This is a genomic window from Thermococcus aciditolerans (assembly GCF_008152015.1).
GTDB lineage: Archaea > Methanobacteriota_B > Thermococci > Thermococcales > Thermococcaceae > Thermococcus > Thermococcus celericrescens.
Window position 1 is genome coordinate 1,989,036 of sequence record NZ_CP041932.1, and the last position, 16,045, is coordinate 2,005,080.

The window sequence follows — 16,045 nt, forward strand, 5'->3', positions numbered from 1 at the left end:
GAATGGATTGGGGTTTGATTACCCCCATCTTTCCCGTTTTGCTGCCCTTTTTGTTCATAACCCTCTTTGTGGTCCTCAGGATAAAGAGGGAGTTCGATGAATACGTCCCCATGAGGATTGCCGTCAGAATGGGTGGGGAGAACAGAAAAGTGCTGATAGAGACCCGGAAGAAACGCTTTGAGATAGCGGTGAAGGACTTCAGAGAGGCCTCTTCAAAGGAGGTTCTGGAGGTCAGGATCAACGGCCTCTCGTTCGGGAAGTACAGGCTCGGTCTCTACAAGGGCCCCTACGGCTACGTCGAGTCGTATGCCACCTCGGACTCTGGAATCCTAATAGACGGTGAGGAGGGAAAGAGGTACTTTCTTGCCTTCAAGAACGTTGGGGAGCTCGTGGAAATGCTGGGAACTGGAGAGGGAACTGGAGGAGTTATCTCCGTGAAGTCATGAACGTTTCTATCGCTAATCGTCGAAAAAACCTTTTACTTTCACCGAAAGACTTTTATAACTCGCTCATGAACCTTAGCCGAAGTTACGTTCAGCTTTTGTAGGTGATGCCCCATGAAAAAGCTCCTGAAGCCAAGGCGCGAAGTCGGCATCGTCGGCTACGGTGCCTACGTCCCGATGTATAGAATCAAGGCCGAAGAGATAGGAAGGGTCTGGGGAGTTTCCAGCTTCCCGATACAGGAGAAGGCAGTTCCCGGTCTCGACGAGGACGCGCTCACGATAGGAATTGAGGCCGCGAGAAACGCACTCAGGAGGGCCCGGATAGAGCCGGCGCTCATCAGGGCCGTCTGGTTCGGAAGCGAGAGCAAGCCCTACGCGGTCAAGCCCACCGGTACGGTCATAGCCGAGGCAATCGGTGCAACTCCCGACGTCAGCACCGCCGATTTTGAGTTCGCCTGTAAGGCCGGAACCGAGGCTCTGCAGACCGCCATAGGCTTCGTCGGTTCCGAGATGGCCGACTACGCCATGGCCATTGGAGCGGACACCGCCCAGGGAAGGCCCGGCGACCACCTTGAGTTCACCGCGGGAGCCGGTGGAGCGGCCTTCATAGTCGGCGAGAAGAGCAGCGAGACCGTTGCCTACTTCGAGGGCAGCTATTCATACGTTACCGACACGCCGGACTTCTGGAGGCGCCAGCACGAGCACTACCCGAGGCACGGAAACAGGTTCACCGGCGAGCCGGCCTACTTCCACCACATAGTCAACGCGGCTAAGACCCTCATGGAGGAGCTCGACCTCACGGTGGACGACTTCGACTACGCCGTCTTCCACCAGCCGAACGTCAAGTTCCCGCTCACCGTTGCTAAAATCCTCGGCATTCCGAAGGAGAAGGTTCTCCCCGGCCTGCTCACCGGAATCATCGGAAACACCTACAGCGGCGCCACGATGGTTGGTGTCTCTGCCGTTCTTGACATAGCCAAGCCCGGGGACAGGATTCTGTGTGTCAGCTTCGGCTCGGGTGCTGGAAGCGACGCCTTCAGCATAGTCGTTCAGGACGCCATCGAGGAGAAGCGCGAGCTGGCTCCGAAGACCATGGACTACGTGAACAGGAAGAAGTACATCGACTACGCCCTCTACGCGAAGGCGAGGAGAAAGTTCATCATGTGAGGTGGTTGAGATGAGGAAGGCAGTCATAATCGGTGCCGGTATGACCCCTGTTGGTGAGCACTGGAAGCTCGGATTGAGGGACCTGGCCGTTGAGGCGCTCCTCAACGCGATGGACGATGCCGGGATAGACAGGGTTGACTCACTCTACGTTGGAAACATGGTTTCCGGCCCCTTCGTGGAGCAGGAAAACCTCGGCGCGCTCATAGCCGACTGGGCCGGACTTGGAAACATTCCAGCCGTTAAAATCGAGGCCGCCTGTGCCAGCGGCGGTGCCGCGGTTCAGGAGGGCGTTAAGGCCGTCCTCAGCGGCCTGGAGGACGTCGTTGCCGTCGTCGGCGTCGAGAAGATGACCGACGCCTGGCCGAGCGACGCCACCAGATACCTCGCCTACGCGGCGGATGCCGAGTGGGAGCTCTTCCACGGCGCGAGCTTTGTAGCCCTAAACGCGCTCGTGATGCGCTACTACATGAAGACCTACGGCTACACCGAGGAGGATCTGGCGCTCTTCGCAGTCAACGCCCACGCCAACGGCGCCAAGAACCCCTACGCCATGTTCAAGCGCCCCATTAAGGTGGAGACCGTCCTCAAGAGCCCCTACGTTGCCGACCCGCTCAAGCTCTTCGACGCCTCACCGGTCAGCGATGGTGCGGCATCGGTTATAATTACCACACCGGAGAAGGCCAAGGAGCTTGGCGTTCCGAAGGAGAAGTGGGTCGAGGTTGCCGGAATGGGGCGCGCCATAGACACCATAAGCCTCGCCAGCAGAGAGGATTTACTCAGCCTCAAGGCCGCCAAAGTGGCCGCCGAGAGGGCCTACAGGATGGCGGGCGTCGAGGCAAAGGACATCGACTTCTTCGAGGTTCACGACGCCTTTACCGTCATGGCGGCGCTCAGCCTCGAAGCCCTCGGCGCCGCGAAGAAGGGAGAGGGAGCGAAGCTGGCCAAGGAGGGACAGATAGCCATTGACGCCGACTATCCGATACAGACCATGGGAGGTCTCAAGGCGAGGGGACATCCGGTCGGAGCCACCGGCGTTTACCAGACGGTTGAGGCCGTCCTTCAGCTCCGCGGCGAGGCGCCGAGCCAGGTGCCCGATGCGGAAATCGGCCTGACCCAGAACATAGGTGGAACCGGTTCGAACATAACGGTCAACGTCTTTAGGAGGGTCTGAAATGGCGCGCCCGATGCAGGTTTCCCGCTACTGGAGGCACTTCCATGAGAAGTACATGCTCATAGGTGGAAAGTGCGAGAACGGCCACGTGCACTTCCCGAAGAGGTCGGTCTGCCCGGTCTGTGGCTCAAGGGAGATCGAGGAAATCGAGCTGAGCGGCAAGGGCAAGGTCCTCAGCTGGACCATCGTCAGGAACCCGCCCAGCGGCTTCGAGTACTACAAGCCCTTCCCGCTGGCACTCGTGGAGCTCGAGGAGGGGCCCGTCGTCCTTACCCAGCTGACGGACGTCGACCCGGAGGAGATAGACTTCGGCATGGAGGTCGAGGTCGTCACCAAGAAGATAAGGGAGTTCGAGGAGGACGGAATAATCCTCTACGGCTACAAGTTCAGGCCTCCGGTGAAGTGAGGTCTTTTTTCTGCTCCTTTTTCAATCGTTACCCTTATTAGCTCCGGTGCGCCATCCCCCACCATGGGCGTCATCCTTGGCGTGGTCTTTGCACTCTCCGCGGCCCTTCTGTGGGCTGTTGGCTCGCTGCTCGCCAGGGTCTCCATGCGGGGCATCAGTTCGCTCTCCCTCAACGTTCTGAGGCTCTTCATGGGGGCGGCTCTGTACCTCGTGGTTCTGGCGATCTACGGCCTTCCTCCCCTCGGAACCCGGGGCTTTTTGGTCCTCGTTGCCTCGGCCCTGATCGGCTTCACACTCGGAGACTGGCTTTTTTTCGAGTCCATTAAGATACTCGGCGTCTCTAGGGCGGCCCTCCTCGTGACGCCCTACCCGATACTCACGATGCTCCTGGCTCATCTCTTCCTTGGAAGGCCCCTGACCCTCCAGATCGGTGCCGGGGCCTTTCTGATAATCCTTGCGGTGACGATACTCATGGGCGAGTCGAGCGAGGGGAGGCTCGACCCCCGGGGAGTCCTCTTCAGCGCCGGCGCGCAGGTTCTCTGGGCGGCCGCGGTCGTCATGACAGACTGGCTCGTCACGGGCAACAACCCTCTTGTCATAGCGGGCCTCAGGATAGGCTTCGGGGCCCTTGGTGCTGTTGTCTTTGTGCCGAAGATACTGCCGGACGTCAGGAGGATGGCGGCAAGGAACTGGGTGACGGTCTTCCTCGTCGCGTTCCTGGGAACCTTCCTGGGCCACTGCTTCTTCACGACGGCAATAAAAGAGGCGGGCTCCAGCATCGCCGCTCCCGCGGCCGAGTCGAGCCCCATACTCGCGGCGGTTCTGGCTGTGCTTTTCCTGAAGGAGCCCTTCACGAGGAGGCTCTTCTACGCTATAATCCTCACGGGCGTCGGGATAATCCTCATCTCGACGGGCTGAGTTATGCCCTTTCTATCCTCAGCCTGTCCCCGTTCTTGAACTCCATCTCCAGCCTTCCGCGCTCCATTCTGACCATGACGCCATCAACGGTGGCCTCCAACCTCCCGTCCTTTGCCTCGACGCCCAGCATCTCGGCTATTTCCTCAACGCTCTTCAGAGAGCCTTTAACGGTCGTTTCCAGCTTTTCGCCCTCACTCTCTATGACGACCTTCAGCTTGCCTTTACCCTCACGTATGAAACTCTCCTCTTTCAACTTCACCACCTTCTCGGGACTTGGGGGGCTTATGCAGGGCATCCACACTCCTCCACACTTCATTCGGAAGCGTTCCCCTCTTCTCTCTTCAGGTCTTTCACCATGCGTACCCATATGCCGCTCTGGCCGACGCGTCTGAAGCCGTAGTCCTCGTAGAACTTGATGGCCTTCTCGTTTCTCTCGCCCACCCAGAGCTCTATTCTGTCGTTGTGCTTCCCCAGGTACTCCAGGCACTTCTCCATGAGCACGTGGCCTATGCCGTGTCCCTGAAACTTCTTGTCGAGCACGAACTCGTGGACTGCCCCGACGGTTCTCCCCTCGTACTTGCTGTACCAGTCCGCGTCGCAGACTATGAAGCCCGCTATCTCGTCGCCGATCTTCGCGATGAAAAAGCCGTCCTTCGCCTTGTTCCAGCACCATCGAAGGTAGCGCTTCGCGTAGCTCTCCCCTTCACCGCCGTACTCCCGCATGCCCTCGTAGCCCCTCATGTATATCTCGATGAGCCTTTCCAGCGTTTCCTGGTCAAGCTTGGGGAGCCGCTCTATCTTCACTTCCGCCATCGATATAAGCTCATCGTGGGGTTTAAAAAGCATGACTCCCAGCCTTAAGTGGAGTAAGAAGGTGATTGAGATGGGGAAGGCCAAGCCAAGGTACTGTGAGGTATGTGGGGCGCCGATAAGCGGTCCCGGTCACAGGATAAGGATCGAGGGGGCGGAAGTTCTCGTCTGCGACCGCTGTTATGAGAAATACGGCGGAAAGAAGCCCGGAACCTTCAGCATAATGCCCACCGGAAGGCGGCCGGTGAGAAGGACGTACTCGAGGCCGGCCTCCCGGCCCAGGCCCGCTCCGAAGCCGAGGACGGAGAGGCCGCTGTACACGGAGGAGATAGTTGAGGATTACGCCGAGAGGGTTTACAAGGCGATACAGCGCTCGGGGAAGAGCTACGAGGAGCTCTCCCATGAGATTGGGCTCTCCATGAACGACCTCCGCGCCATCGCCCACGGCCACCGCGAGCCGACGATAAAGGAAGCGAAAAAGCTGGAGAAGTACTTCAAGATAAAACTCATCGAGACCTCCGGGGAGGAGGTTCTGGAGAAGAAGAGCATTCCGAGGGACTACGAGCCGACGCTCGGCGACATAGCCAACATCAAGATCAAGAAGCGGAAGAAGAAGTGAGTCAGAGTTCCTCCAATCCTTCGTTCTCCCTCTCTTTCTCGCGCTTCTTCCTTAGCTCCTCCGTCCGGGTCCTCTTTGGAGGATGGAAGCCTTTGAGCTTCTTAAAAGTTCCCCAGAGGCGCATTAGCTCTTCCCAGACTTTGGTATCGGGGGGAATCACGAGAACGTGCGCAGGTGGATGTATGTCCATAAGCCTCCCGATTGCCCTCGCCGGCGGGAGGTCTATCTGGGCAATCACGTGTGCCCTGAAGCGTCTCCTTGGCCTCTCGCCGCTTATCTTCTCAAAGGCCCAGTCTGACAGGGCAGGGGGAATAATCCTCGGGTCGCCGCGTATCTGCATTCCTCCGTAGCGCACCAGGTCAGCCAGAGCGATGCTGGCCTTCTGGAAGTTGTCGGTCCTTACTAAAACCATCGTGTTTCTCATGGTCTCACCACCCCCAGCTCTGCCTAACACCTTTTAAGCCTTCTTGCTTTTTAGTTACCGACACTTAAGAAAGTTCTAACTCCTGCCTGAACACTTGTGTGCATTTTCTCCGCTCCCCTGGCCATCGTGACCTAAACCTTTAAAAACTCAACCCGCCTCATTTATAAAGGGTTTTTAAACCCACCATCTGGAGGTGTAAGCCTTGGTCGACATGAGCAATGTAAAGCTCAGGATTGAGAATATTGTCGCTTCTGTGGACTTATTCACCCAGCTCAACCTTGAGAAGGTCATTGAAATCTGCCCCAACTCCAAGTACAACCCCGAGGAGTTCCCGGGCATCATCTGCCGCTTCGAGGAGCCCAAGGTGGCGCTCCTTATATTCAGCTCCGGCAAGCTCGTCGTCACCGGCGCCAAGAGCGTTGAGGACATAGAGCGCGCCGTCAACAAGCTCATCCAGATGCTCAAGAAGATAGGCGCCAAGTTCGGCCGCGCCCCGCAGATAGACATCCAGAACATGGTTTTCAGTGGCGACATCGGTATGGAGTTCAACCTCGATGCCGTTGCCCTCAGTCTGCCAAACTGTGAGTACGAACCCGAGCAGTTCCCCGGCGTTATCTACCGCGTTAAGGAGCCGAGGGCCGTGATACTGCTCTTCTCATCCGGAAAGATAGTCTGCTCCGGAGCGAAGAGTGAGCACGACGCATGGGAAGCCGTTAGAAAGCTCCTCCGCGAGCTGGAGAAGTACGGCCTCATCGAGGAAGAGGAAGAGTGGTGAAACCCTCTTGTCCCTTGGAATCTTTTACTCCCCCTCATTTCGGGTCCATTTTGGAAACACTTTGGTTGATCGCCTGGTTTCTGGGTCTTCTGCATTTCTGGAACACTGTGTGTCGGGGATGTTGGCTTACCCCGGGGTAAGTTATAAGGGTTTTGGCGGATGTTCGAAAAGGGCTGTCAGGAAAGTGCACTCAGAATAGTTAAAAATAGGGGCATCAGAGCCCCAGCATCTCTTTTGCGGCCTGGACACCGAGGTCGAAGGCCTTCATGTTGACGTCAACGGCCTTCGGCGGGACGCTGACGCGGATGACCTCCTTGACGTGCTCCGCCGAGAGCGGGAAGCCGGGCGTCTGGGTCAGCGCGCCTATGAGGACGACGTTGGTCGTTATCACGTGGCCGGCCTTGACCGCGAGATCCTCGGCGTCGAAGGCCATGAACTTGGCCTGGAAGTCCTCCTCGACGACCTTCTTTATTTCATCGAGGCTCGGATAGCTGGCCAGGCCCATCGAAACCTGAACCGGCGGTATCGGCCTGGCGTTCGTGAAGACCAGCCCGCCCTTCTTGAGGTAGTTGATGTAGCGGAGCGCCTCGACCGGCTCGAAGGAGAGGATGACGTCTGCCTTCCCCTCGGGAACCATCGCGCCGTAAACCTCCTCCCCAAAGCGGACGTAGGCGATGACCGAACCAAAGCGCTGGCTCATTCCGTGGACCTCTCCCATCCTGACCTTGTGGCCGGCGCGGAGGGCGGCCCAGCCGAGAAGGTTGGCGGCGGTGAGGATTCCCTGGCCGCCAACTCCGGTGATAACGATGTTGTACTCCTTCATATCTCTCCCTCCCTGACCTTCTCAAAGGCGTCGAACGGACAGATCTGCGCACATCCGCCGCAGCCCCAGCACATGAGCTCGTCTATCTTGGCCTTTCCGGTCTCGGCGTCCCAGTAGATTGCCGGACAGCCATAGGCGTTGATACATATCTTACAGCCGGTACACTTCTCCTCGTTGACCTGGTAGATGGGCCACTGTATCCTGGCCCTCCTGAGCTCCCCTATCCTGTGGAGGGCACAGACGCGCCTGGTGACGACGACGCTCACTCCCTCGACCTGGAGGGCCCTCTTCATGGTCTCGACGGTCGCCTTGATGTCGTACGGGTCGACGACCTCGACGAAGTCGGCGCCGAGCGCCTTGGCGACCTCCTCGATCTTTATCTGCTTGCCGGGTCCGTGCGGGGTGTCGCCGGTTCCCGGGTTCGGCTGGTCACCGGTCATTGCCGTGACGAGGTTGTCAACGACGACTATGAGGACGTTGGAGCGGTTGTAGATCGCGTTGGCCAGGGCGGGAAGGCCGGTGTGGAAGAACGTCGAGTCACCTATAGTGGCGACGATGACCTTCTTCTCCTTACCTGTCTTGTGCTCGTCCTCCGCGACGCTTCCGTTGAGGGCTATGCTGAGGCCGTGGGCAACTCCGATTGAACCGCCCATCGCGACTGTCGTGTCAACGGCCTTGAGCGGCGGGAGGACACCAAGGGTGTAACAGCCTATGTCGCTCGGGAATATGGCGCGCGGCGTGGCGGCCTTCTTTATGGCGTAGAAGGTGTTCCTGTGCGGGCACGCCGGACAGAGGCTCGGCGGCCTCGGCGGAACCATTCCCTTAACCTTCTCGTACTTCTCATCGAGCTCCTCGAAGTTCACCGGGGTCTCAAGGCCGAGGAACTTTGCTATTGCCTCAACGGCCCTCCTGGTGGTCATCTCGTAAACTCTCGGCACGAGGTCCTTTCCGTGGATCGGGATTTTCAGGCCCTTGTCGTAGGCCCAGGTCTTGACCTGCTCCTCGACGACCGGCTCGAGCTCCTCAACGATGAGAACCTTCTCAAGACCGTCGAGGAACTTCTCAAGCAGGCCGTACGGGACCGGGAACGGGGTTCCGAGCTTGAGGATCTTTACGTTCTCGACGCCGAGCCAGTGAAGGGCCTCCTTCACGTAGGAATATGCCAGTCCCGGAGCAATGATACCGACCTTGGCGCTCTCGTCGCCCTCTATCCAGTTGAACGGGCACTCGTTGAGCTCCTCGCGGATCTTCTCTATCTTCTCGAGTATCTGCGGGTGGAAGCGCCTCGAGTTGGCGGGTATGTCGACGAACCTGCTTGGGTCCTTCTTGAAGTTTCCGAACTTCCTCTTGCCCTGCTTTATCTCCTCGGGCAGCTCCCCAAGGACGATGTCTCCCCTGGCGTGCGACGTTCTGGTGGTCGTCCTCAGGATGACGAAGTGCTTGAACTTCTCGCTCAGCTCGAAGGAGTACTTCGTCATTTCCTTGGCTTCCATCGGGTCGCTGGGTTCGAGAACGGGAACGTTGGCGAACTTCGCGTAAACCCTGGTGTCCTGCTCGTTCTGGCTGCTCCACATGCTCGGGTCGTCGGCGACCATTATGACGAATCCGCCCTCAACGCCCATTCCGACGGCGCTCATGAAGGTGTCGGCCGCGACGTTCAGTCCAACGTGCTTCATGGCCGTCATGGCCCTGAGGCCGCTCCAGGCCGCGGAAAGGGCAGTTTCAAAGGCGACCTTCTCGTTGGTGGAGTACTCCATATAGACGCCGGCCTTCTTGGCGACCATGGCCATTGTGTCGGTAAGCTCTGAACTCGGGGTTCCGGGATAGGCCGCAAAAACGGCTATGTTGGCCTCGAGGGCACCCCTGGCTATGGCCTGGTTGCCGAGGAGTATGACCTTCTCCCCTGGCTTGTCCCACAAAACCATGTCGGTAACCTTCGCCATCCAAAATCACCTCATTCCTCTTCCTTCAAAACTCCCTTAGCCTTTGCAAACTCCACGAGGGCATAAGCCGCGGCGGCCGCGTCCTCCGGCCTCTCGTAGCTCGGAATGCCTGCCTTCTCGAGAACCTCCTTCGCGGGCTCGCTCACGTAGCCTGCCATGAACAGACCGAGAACCGGCTTGCCGTTGTTGACCTCCTTAACCGCCCTCACGACTCCCTCCGCGTGCTCAGTCGGCGTCATGCCCGCGAAGGTCGGAACGACACAGATGCTTATGAGCATGTCAACGTTGGGGTCTTCGAGGAGAAGCTTTGCCGTTTTGTAGTAGTCCTCTCCCCTGGCGGAGGCTATCATGTCGACCGGGTTCTTGACTGCCGCCATCGGCGGAAGGAACGAGCGAAGTCCCTCGATGGTCTCCTCTTCGAGGTTGGCCAGCTTCAGCCCGCGCTTGTCTATCTCGTCCGCGGTGAGAACTCCCGGTCCGCCGGCGTTGGTCATTATGGCGACGCGGGTTCCCTCCGGCAGGGGCTGGGTGAAAGCGCGAGCCATGCTGAGCATGTCGTCTATCGTGTCCGCGACGATTATTCCGCTCTGCTTGAAGGCCGCCTCGTATATCTTGTACGAGCCGGCGAGTGAACCGGTGTGGGAAGATGCCGCTCTCGCTCCGCTCTCGCTCTTGCCAGCTTTGAGAACTATGACCGGCTTCTTCTTGGTGGCGCGCTTGGCTATCTCCATGAAGGCCCTTCCGTCCTTCAGACCCTCGATGTAAAGCGCGATTGCCTTGTCCTCCTCGGTGTCCGCTAAGTATTCCATGAACTCGGCGAAGTCCACATCAGCCATGTTGCCTATGCTGACGAACTTGGAGAAGCCTATTCCCTCTTTGACCGTCTTGTAGATTATTCCCGCTCCGAGGGCGCCGCTCTGGCTTATGAAGGCTATGTCGCCCTTCTTCGCGTTGGTCACGAAGGTGGCGTTCATGGCGTTGTGGGTATTCATTATACCGACGCAGTTGGGGCCGACTATGCGCATGCCGTATTTGTGGGCTATCTCAACGAGCTCGTGCTCCTCCCTCTTGCCCTCCTCGCCGACCTCACCGAAGCCCGCCGTGATGAGGATTATTCCCTTGACGCCCTTCTCTCCGCAGTCCTCTATGGTACCCTTGACGAAGCGCTTCGGAACGACGACAACGGCCAGGTCAACCTCGTCCGGAATGTCCTTCACGTTCTTGTAAGCCTTGACGCCCTGAACGACCTCGTCCTTGACGTTCACAGGATAAACCTTGCCGTCTTTGTAATCCTTGAGGTTCTTGAAGACCTCATAGCCAAGCTTGAGCGGGTCGTTGGATGCTCCGATAACCGCTATAGCCTTTGGCTTGAAGAAGTAATCAAACGTCATCACATCACCGGCCTAAACTCGGCGGAATTCTATATAAGCTTTCCTAAAAAGGACAGCGAGGTAAATATGGGCATGGTAGAGGAAAAGTAAAGCCCCGATGGGCTAAAAAGGACATCAATGGATAAAAACAAAACTCAGGCGGTGGTGGCTGCCTCCTTGGGCTTCAGGGTGTAGGTCGCTATCACCGCAACCACAGCGGTCACGATGAAGGTCATGAGCCTTGCCGAGACGACCTTCTCAAGCCCCGAGCTGATCCAGAAGATGGTGAACAGCAGTCCCGTTACGATGGTCGGCGGGACGGCCCTTCCGTGGAACCTCTTCCAGAACAGCGTCATTATGACTATCACAGAGAAGGTGTCGCCTATTCCAGCCCAGGTGTAGCCGACGATGGTGTAGATGAGCTTTGAGGGCACGAGGTAGGCGGTAACGAGTGCTATGACACCCAGGGCGACGGTGGTGATCCTCGAAAGCTTGAGGCTCCTCTTCGGGTCGAAGTCCTCCTTGTAGACGAAGGGCTTGAGCAGGTTCTCCGAGAGCTCGGTGGCGGAGAGTATGAGCAGCGAGTCAGCCGTCGAGAGCATGGCCGCTATCGCGCCGGTTATGAATATCGCCGCGAGGAATGGCGGGAACAGCTTCAGCATGACCGAGGGCATAACGGCCTCCTGGTCCTCGAGGCCGGTCGGGCCGAAGATCGCTATTCCAATCCATCCTATGAGGAGGGCACCGATGTAGGCCAGTATGGTCCAGCTGACGCCGACGTTCCTGGCGAGTTTGGCGTTCTTCTCGTCCTTGATTGCCATGAACCTGATGCTGAGCTGGGGCATTCCACCGAGGTAGCCGAAGAACCAGGAGAACTCGGCTATGACAAAGACGAACGCGGCGCCGCCGACGAGGCCGCCGAGGATTGTGGAGTACTCGGGCCCGGACATCTCTAGGGCGCTGGAAACGGAGTGGGCGAAAACATCCGGGTGGTTGGCGATGTAGATGAGGCCGACTATTGGCGCTATGGTGAGGGTGAGTATCATGACTATCGCCTGGACGGTGTCCGTGTACGCGACGCTCTTGAGGCCTCCGAGGACGGTGTAGGGCAGGATTATCACCGCGGTTATCAGCATTCCGATCTTTGGATCAACGCCGAATAGAGCGTTAAGGGTCTTACCGCCGCCGAGGAACTGGGCACCGACGTAGAAGAAAAAGAAGAACACCACAGTAACGCTGCCGAGGATTCTTATCCACTTCTCGGCGTCGGAGTGGCGCCTGGCGATGTAGTCAATAAAGGTAGTCGCGTCGTACTTCTCGGCCTCTCTCCTCAGCCGTCCGGCGAAAACAGTCCACGCCACGATGATTCCGGCCACACATCCAACCGCGACCCATATCGCTGAGAGACCGGCGGCATAGGCGAAACCGGGGAGACCCAAGAGTGCCCACGCGGATTCACCTGTGGCGCGCTCTGAGAGCGCCGCTATCCAGCCCGGAAGCTGCCTGCCCGCGATGGCGAAGTCTTTGCCGCTCTTTGCCTTCCTTCCCTGATAAACTCCGAACCCTATCAAAAACGAAAGGTACAGAACCAGAACAATCAGTATTTGAGTCTGGCCCTCCACTATTGAATCACCACTCATATTCAACACTGTTCATGTTTATAAACTTTGCTCTTTTTTGTACAGGAATGTATTTTTATGCCTCATTAAAGCACGTTCCGTTACATTGTATCCATGTTACTACCTACGTTATCATACCCTACAGCCCTCGTAATTTGAGCTGGGGACGAGTGGCCGTACCGTTTGGTGATGTTTGTCCCGGCCACAACCCGAAAGACTTAAGTTAGTCCAGGTTATTATATCCGCGGGGGTGGTTTCATGGTGAAGGTGAGGTTTCTGGGCCACGCTGCCTTTCTGATAGAGGGGAGCAAGAGGATTCTGATAGACCCGTTCCTGACGGGCAATCCTGCAGCTGCCGCCAAGCCTGAGGATGTTGAGGCGGACCTGATACTCGTGACCCACGCCCACGGCGATCACATCGGTGATGCGGCGGCGATAGCCAGGAGAACCGGGGCGAAGATAGTCGCCATGTACGACATAGCCAACTATCTCGTTGAGAGCGAGAGCGGCATAACTACCATCGGAATGAACTACGGTCCGACGGAGGTTGACGGGGTCAAGATCGTCCAGGTTCCAGCCTGGCACTCCAGCAGCGACGGCAAGTACAGCATAGGAAGCGCCTGCGGCTACATAATCGAGCTCGACGGCGTCAGGATTTACCACGCCGGCGACACCTTCGTCTTCAGGGACATGGAGCTCTTCGCCGAGCTCTACGGGCCGATAGACGTTGCCCTGCTTCCCATAGGCGGCCACTTCACGATGGGACCGCGCGAGGCCGCCAAGGCTGTGGAGTTCCTGAAGCCGAGGAAGGTCGTGCCGATGCACTACAACACCTGGCCCCCGATAGCGGCGGACCCCGGGGAGTTCAGGAGGCTGGTTGGGGACAAAGCGCAGGTCGTAATTCTCGAACCCGGCGAAACCCTGGAGCTTTGAAAAACCTTTTAAGGGCCTTTTCCTACCCTTTTTTCAGGTGATGGAATGGTTAAACGGGCCGTTGCTCTGACGCTCATCCTGCTAGTGTTCTCATCCTTCATGCTTCCTCTCTCCTCCGCACAGGATACGAAGGAGGGGCCAAAGTACGACCTTATAATCGTGAGAAACGATGATTTAATCGATTATATCATTGCTCTCCCCTACGCCAAGATGCTGGACGTCCCGATACTGCCCGTGAACCGCGAGGAACTCGATCCCGGAACAATCGCCCAGCTCCAGAGCTACGCCCAGTTCGGCTGGAACCACGTCCTTATAATCGGTGACTCACAGGCCATCAGCGACAAGGTTCAGGATGAGCTCCTTAAGATGGGCTTCATAGTCGAGAGGATAGGCGGCGCGGTTAGGACGGAAACGGCGGCAAAGCTGGCGCTGCACTTCTATCCCAACGGACACGACACGGTCGTCGTCGCCAGCTCCAGCGACTACGGCTCGGCCCTCGCTGCCGCGAGGTGGGCCATGATATACGGATACCCCTTCCTCCTGACCCAGGAGGATGCCCTCTCCGACTCAACCGCCGACGCCATACAGAAGCTCCATCCGGACCTCGTCGAGCTCATGGGCGCTGGCATGTCCAAGGACGTCCAGAGGAAGATAGAGGCGATGGGCTACCAGACCTACTGGGTCCGTGAGAACCTTGAGATAGAGATACCCGCCCAGCCCAAGGAGACCAACTGGGTGATGATAGCGGCCGCGGTGCTGCTCTCACTGGCCGTGGCGGTTCCGGTTTCGCTCTACTACGCCAAGAAGAAGTGGTTCGCCAACAGGGTGCCCATAGAGGTGCTGACCGAGAAGGAGCGCATAGTCGTGAACGCCATACTTGAGAAAGGCGGTACTGTCAAGCAGGAGGAACTGCCGGAGCTGACGGGCTACTCGAGGCCGACGATAAGCAGGATCATCCAGGAGCTGGAGAAGAAGCAGCTGGTTGAGAGGGAAAAGGTTGGGAAGACCTTCATCGTGAAGCTCACGAAGGAAATAATAATCCGAGAGTGACTTTTCTCTTTTTCAAGCTCGCCCTTTAGGGTGAGGTACGGTGTCCAACAAATCGACCATTAAGTAGGAAAGCAACACTCTTTTAAAGCCTAAGAACAATACCATGTTTTGAAATGAAGCGAGCAGTAACGGTCAAACTTCAACCCTCAAAAGAGCAGGAAAAAATCCTTTTTTGAATTAGCTTACGCCACAGCAGTAATCTGGAACAGGCTCAATTACCAAAGGCTCAAACAGTTCAAAGAATTCGGTAAAATAGACTTTAATGGAACAGAAAGAGAGGCTTACCACGAGTTCAAAAACTGGATTGGAGGCTCGACAGTTCAACAATTAGCAAGAAAAAATGCCGAAGCGTGGAGAAGTTTCTTCTCCCTCAACAGGAAGAAAAAGAAGGGAGAATTACCCTCCTGGCTGAAACCGAAACCACCAAAATTCGTCAGGGGGAAGAACGGCAGAAAACTCTTCGTTATCCCCCTAAGAAACGACCAGTACAAAATCAAGGGAAACGTTATCGAGTTAAGAAGACTTGGTAAGTTTGGAAGACTCGAAATCCAGTTTAAAGGAAGAATCCACTTAAAGGGCAAGCAGGGGCGGTTAGAAATCACTTTCGACCCCGTTAAGAGAAAATGGTATGCCCACTTGAGCTTTACGGTGGAGGAAAAACTCGAAGGTGAAGAATGGGTTACACTCCCAAGAACTCCAAAAGGAAACCTTTCGGCGGGGATAGACCTTGGGGTAAACAATTTAATGGCAATCTACCTTGAAAACGGAGAAAGCTTCCTCGTGAATGGAAGGCCACTCAAGAGCATTGATTTTTATTGGAGGAAAAAGATTGCTGAATATCAGTCCAAACTCAATAAAAATGGAGCCAAAACGAGTAGAAAACTCAAAAGAATGCATGAAAAGGCAAAACTACAGGCAAAACACTACATTAACACGGCGGTAAGGCAAACCGTGAGAAGACTTTACGAGCTTGGAGTTTCGAAGATTGTAATTGGTTATCCAAAGGGAATAGCGAGGAATTCTGACAAGAGCAGTAAGCAGAACTTCCTCCTCTCTCATGTATGGCGGTTCAATTACGTGATTAAACGCCTCACTGAAGTTGCCGAAGAGTATGGTATTCGTGTTGAAGTCGTGAATGAGGCTTTCACTTCTCAGGTTTGTCCTCTCTGTGGCCAACGCTATTCTAACGCTCGTTTTGTTAGAGGTTTATTTGAGTGCCACAGAGAGGGCGTTGTCATGAATGCAGACCTCGTTGGAGCGTTTAACATTTTGAAGAAGGCTGTGAAAACAATAACCCCGAATCTGAGCGGTCTTCACGCTCAGAGGAGGGGTAACTGGGGCAAGACCGCCCCAGAGGGGTCGAAGACCCACTTTACCTTGGGTCTGAATGAGACCCCTCAAACCCCCTCGCCAGTTGGGTAGGGGTTCTTTGTTGGAACCCTCGCCCTTCAGGGCGGGGAGGAGGTCAGGGTCGGAAAGCCCTGCCGCTCATCACTTTTTTCAGTCCTGGCCGTTCTCCTCATCCCGCGGGATGTTAAAGAACCGAAACTGAGAAAATGGCGGGAGAATAGGGG

General features: G+C 56.7%; 16 protein-coding genes and 1 pseudogene. 10 read left to right on the plus strand and 7 right to left on the minus strand.

Going from position 1 to position 16,045, the window contains the following annotated elements; genetic code table 11:
* The first annotated feature begins 2 nt into the window (after positions 1-2).
* The 5 genes from FPV09_RS10865 to FPV09_RS10885 all read left to right on the plus strand — a co-directional run bounded on the left by FPV09_RS10865 (position 3) and on the right by FPV09_RS10885 (position 4,105).
* Entirely contained in the window at positions 3-446 is a 444-nt protein-coding gene (locus tag FPV09_RS10865; protein ID WP_148883417.1) for a hypothetical protein, read from the plus strand.
* 111 nt (positions 447-557) lie between these two features.
* Positions 558-1,610: a hydroxymethylglutaryl-CoA synthase gene (locus tag FPV09_RS10870; protein WP_148883418.1), complete on the plus strand. Its 1,053-nt coding sequence runs from the start codon at positions 558-560 to the stop codon at positions 1,608-1,610.
* Between the two features lie 10 nt (positions 1,611-1,620).
* Positions 1,621-2,781 carry a thiolase domain-containing protein gene (locus FPV09_RS10875; protein ID WP_148883419.1) on the plus strand — a complete coding sequence of 387 codons (1,161 nt, stop codon included), beginning with the start codon at positions 1,621-1,623 and terminating at the stop codon, positions 2,779-2,781.
* A gap of 1 nt (position 2,782) precedes the next feature.
* The gene (locus tag FPV09_RS10880) at positions 2,783-3,187 is read left to right on the plus strand and encodes a Zn-ribbon domain-containing OB-fold protein (protein WP_148883420.1); all 405 of its coding nucleotides are present in this window, start codon (positions 2,783-2,785) and stop codon (positions 3,185-3,187) included.
* 63 nt (positions 3,188-3,250) lie between these two features.
* The gene (locus FPV09_RS10885; RefSeq protein WP_148883421.1) at positions 3,251-4,105 is read left to right on the plus strand and encodes a DMT family transporter; all 855 of its coding nucleotides are present in this window, start codon (positions 3,251-3,253) and stop codon (positions 4,103-4,105) included.
* A gap of 1 nt (position 4,106) precedes the next feature.
* Here FPV09_RS10885 and FPV09_RS10890 read toward each other — a convergent pair whose 3' ends face one another.
* Positions 4,107-4,400 (minus strand): hypothetical protein, encoded by a 294-nt coding sequence (locus FPV09_RS10890; protein WP_148883422.1) that lies wholly within the window; start codon positions 4,398-4,400, stop codon positions 4,107-4,109.
* Positions 4,401-4,417: 17 nt separating this feature from the next.
* Positions 4,418-4,918, minus strand: coding sequence for a GNAT family N-acetyltransferase (locus tag FPV09_RS10895; protein ID WP_148883423.1), 501 nt, complete (start codon positions 4,916-4,918; stop codon positions 4,418-4,420).
* A 70-nt stretch (positions 4,919-4,988) separates the two neighbouring features.
* Here FPV09_RS10895 and FPV09_RS10900 point away from each other — a divergent pair, with 70 nt between their 5' ends.
* A complete protein-coding gene (locus FPV09_RS10900) occupies positions 4,989-5,534 on the plus strand; it encodes a multiprotein bridging factor aMBF1 (RefSeq protein ID WP_148883424.1) in 546 nt (181 codons plus the stop codon).
* 1 nt (position 5,535) lies between these two features.
* On the opposite strand, the gene FPV09_RS10905 is transcribed toward FPV09_RS10900, so the two are convergent.
* Positions 5,536-5,958 carry a DUF356 domain-containing protein gene (locus tag FPV09_RS10905; RefSeq protein ID WP_148883425.1) on the minus strand — a complete coding sequence of 141 codons (423 nt, stop codon included), beginning with the start codon at positions 5,956-5,958 and terminating at the stop codon, positions 5,536-5,538.
* Positions 5,959-6,160: 202 nt separating this feature from the next.
* On the opposite strand from FPV09_RS10905, the gene FPV09_RS10910 reads away from it, so the two are divergent.
* The gene (locus FPV09_RS10910; RefSeq protein WP_048152114.1) at positions 6,161-6,733 is read left to right on the plus strand and encodes a TATA-box-binding protein; all 573 of its coding nucleotides are present in this window, start codon (positions 6,161-6,163) and stop codon (positions 6,731-6,733) included.
* Between the two features lie 214 nt (positions 6,734-6,947).
* Here FPV09_RS10910 and FPV09_RS10915 read toward each other — a convergent pair whose 3' ends face one another.
* The 4 genes from FPV09_RS10915 to FPV09_RS10930 all read right to left on the minus strand — a co-directional run bounded on the left by FPV09_RS10915 (position 6,948) and on the right by FPV09_RS10930 (position 12,509).
* Positions 6,948-7,556, minus strand: coding sequence for an indolepyruvate oxidoreductase subunit beta (locus FPV09_RS10915; protein ID WP_148883426.1), 609 nt, complete (start codon positions 7,554-7,556; stop codon positions 6,948-6,950).
* Positions 7,553-9,499 carry an indolepyruvate ferredoxin oxidoreductase subunit alpha gene (gene iorA, locus FPV09_RS10920; protein ID WP_148883427.1) on the minus strand — a complete coding sequence of 649 codons (1,947 nt, stop codon included), beginning with the start codon at positions 9,497-9,499 and terminating at the stop codon, positions 7,553-7,555. The genes FPV09_RS10915 and iorA overlap by 4 nt, the downstream gene beginning before the upstream one ends.
* Positions 9,500-9,510: 11 nt before the next feature.
* Positions 9,511-10,890 (minus strand): acetate--CoA ligase family protein, encoded by a 1,380-nt coding sequence (locus FPV09_RS10925; protein ID WP_148883855.1) that lies wholly within the window; start codon positions 10,888-10,890, stop codon positions 9,511-9,513.
* Positions 10,891-11,024: 134 nt separating this feature from the next.
* Complete coding sequence (locus tag FPV09_RS10930) at positions 11,025-12,509, minus strand: sodium/proline symporter (protein WP_246112268.1); 1,485 nt, start codon at positions 12,507-12,509, stop codon at positions 11,025-11,027.
* Between the two features lie 237 nt (positions 12,510-12,746).
* On the opposite strand from FPV09_RS10930, the gene FPV09_RS10935 reads away from it, so the two are divergent.
* The 3 genes and pseudogenes from FPV09_RS10935 (at position 12,747) to FPV09_RS10945 (ending at position 15,893) form a co-directional block, all read left to right on the plus strand.
* Complete coding sequence (locus tag FPV09_RS10935; RefSeq protein ID WP_148883428.1) at positions 12,747-13,421, plus strand: metal-dependent hydrolase; 675 nt, start codon at positions 12,747-12,749, stop codon at positions 13,419-13,421.
* A gap of 45 nt (positions 13,422-13,466) precedes the next feature.
* Positions 13,467-14,471: a cell wall-binding repeat-containing protein gene (locus FPV09_RS10940; RefSeq protein ID WP_148883429.1), complete on the plus strand. Its 1,005-nt coding sequence runs from the start codon at positions 13,467-13,469 to the stop codon at positions 14,469-14,471.
* 113 nt (positions 14,472-14,584) lie between these two features.
* Positions 14,585-15,893 (plus strand): annotated as a pseudogene (locus tag FPV09_RS10945) (RNA-guided endonuclease InsQ/TnpB family protein).
* Positions 15,894-16,045 lie beyond the last annotated feature (152 nt).

What these genes read in the sequence shown, in the direction of transcription:
- FPV09_RS10880 (WP_148883420.1), top strand. Translation starts at nt 2,783, where the DNA reads ATGGCGCGCCCGATGCAGGTTTCCCGCTACTGGAGGCACTTCCATGAG.
- FPV09_RS10940 (WP_148883429.1), top strand. Translation starts at nt 13,467, where the DNA reads ATGGTTAAACGGGCCGTTGCTCTGACGCTCATCCTGCTAGTGTTCTCA.
- FPV09_RS10915 (WP_148883426.1), bottom strand. Translation starts at nt 7,556, where the DNA reads ATGAAGGAGTACAACATCGTTATCACCGGAGTTGGCGGCCAGGGAATC.
- FPV09_RS10885 (WP_148883421.1), top strand. Translation starts at nt 3,251, where the DNA reads ATGGGCGTCATCCTTGGCGTGGTCTTTGCACTCTCCGCGGCCCTTCTG.
- FPV09_RS10935 (WP_148883428.1), top strand. Translation starts at nt 12,747, where the DNA reads ATGGTGAAGGTGAGGTTTCTGGGCCACGCTGCCTTTCTGATAGAGGGG.
- FPV09_RS10890 (WP_148883422.1), bottom strand. Translation starts at nt 4,400, where the DNA reads ATGCCCTGCATAAGCCCCCCAAGTCCCGAGAAGGTGGTGAAGTTGAAA.
- FPV09_RS10930 (WP_246112268.1), bottom strand. Translation starts at nt 12,509, where the DNA reads ATGAGTGGTGATTCAATAGTGGAGGGCCAGACTCAAATACTGATTGTT.
- FPV09_RS10895 (WP_148883423.1), bottom strand. Translation starts at nt 4,918, where the DNA reads ATGGCGGAAGTGAAGATAGAGCGGCTCCCCAAGCTTGACCAGGAAACG.
- FPV09_RS10865 (WP_148883417.1), top strand. Translation starts at nt 3, where the DNA reads ATGGATTGGGGTTTGATTACCCCCATCTTTCCCGTTTTGCTGCCCTTT.
- FPV09_RS10875 (WP_148883419.1), top strand. Translation starts at nt 1,621, where the DNA reads ATGAGGAAGGCAGTCATAATCGGTGCCGGTATGACCCCTGTTGGTGAG.
- FPV09_RS10925 (WP_148883855.1), bottom strand. Translation starts at nt 10,890, where the DNA reads ATGACGTTTGATTACTTCTTCAAGCCAAAGGCTATAGCGGTTATCGGA.
- iorA (WP_148883427.1), bottom strand. Translation starts at nt 9,499, where the DNA reads ATGGCGAAGGTTACCGACATGGTTTTGTGGGACAAGCCAGGGGAGAAG.
- FPV09_RS10870 (WP_148883418.1), top strand. Translation starts at nt 558, where the DNA reads ATGAAAAAGCTCCTGAAGCCAAGGCGCGAAGTCGGCATCGTCGGCTAC.
- FPV09_RS10900 (WP_148883424.1), top strand. Translation starts at nt 4,989, where the DNA reads ATGGGGAAGGCCAAGCCAAGGTACTGTGAGGTATGTGGGGCGCCGATA.
- FPV09_RS10905 (WP_148883425.1), bottom strand. Translation starts at nt 5,958, where the DNA reads ATGAGAAACACGATGGTTTTAGTAAGGACCGACAACTTCCAGAAGGCC.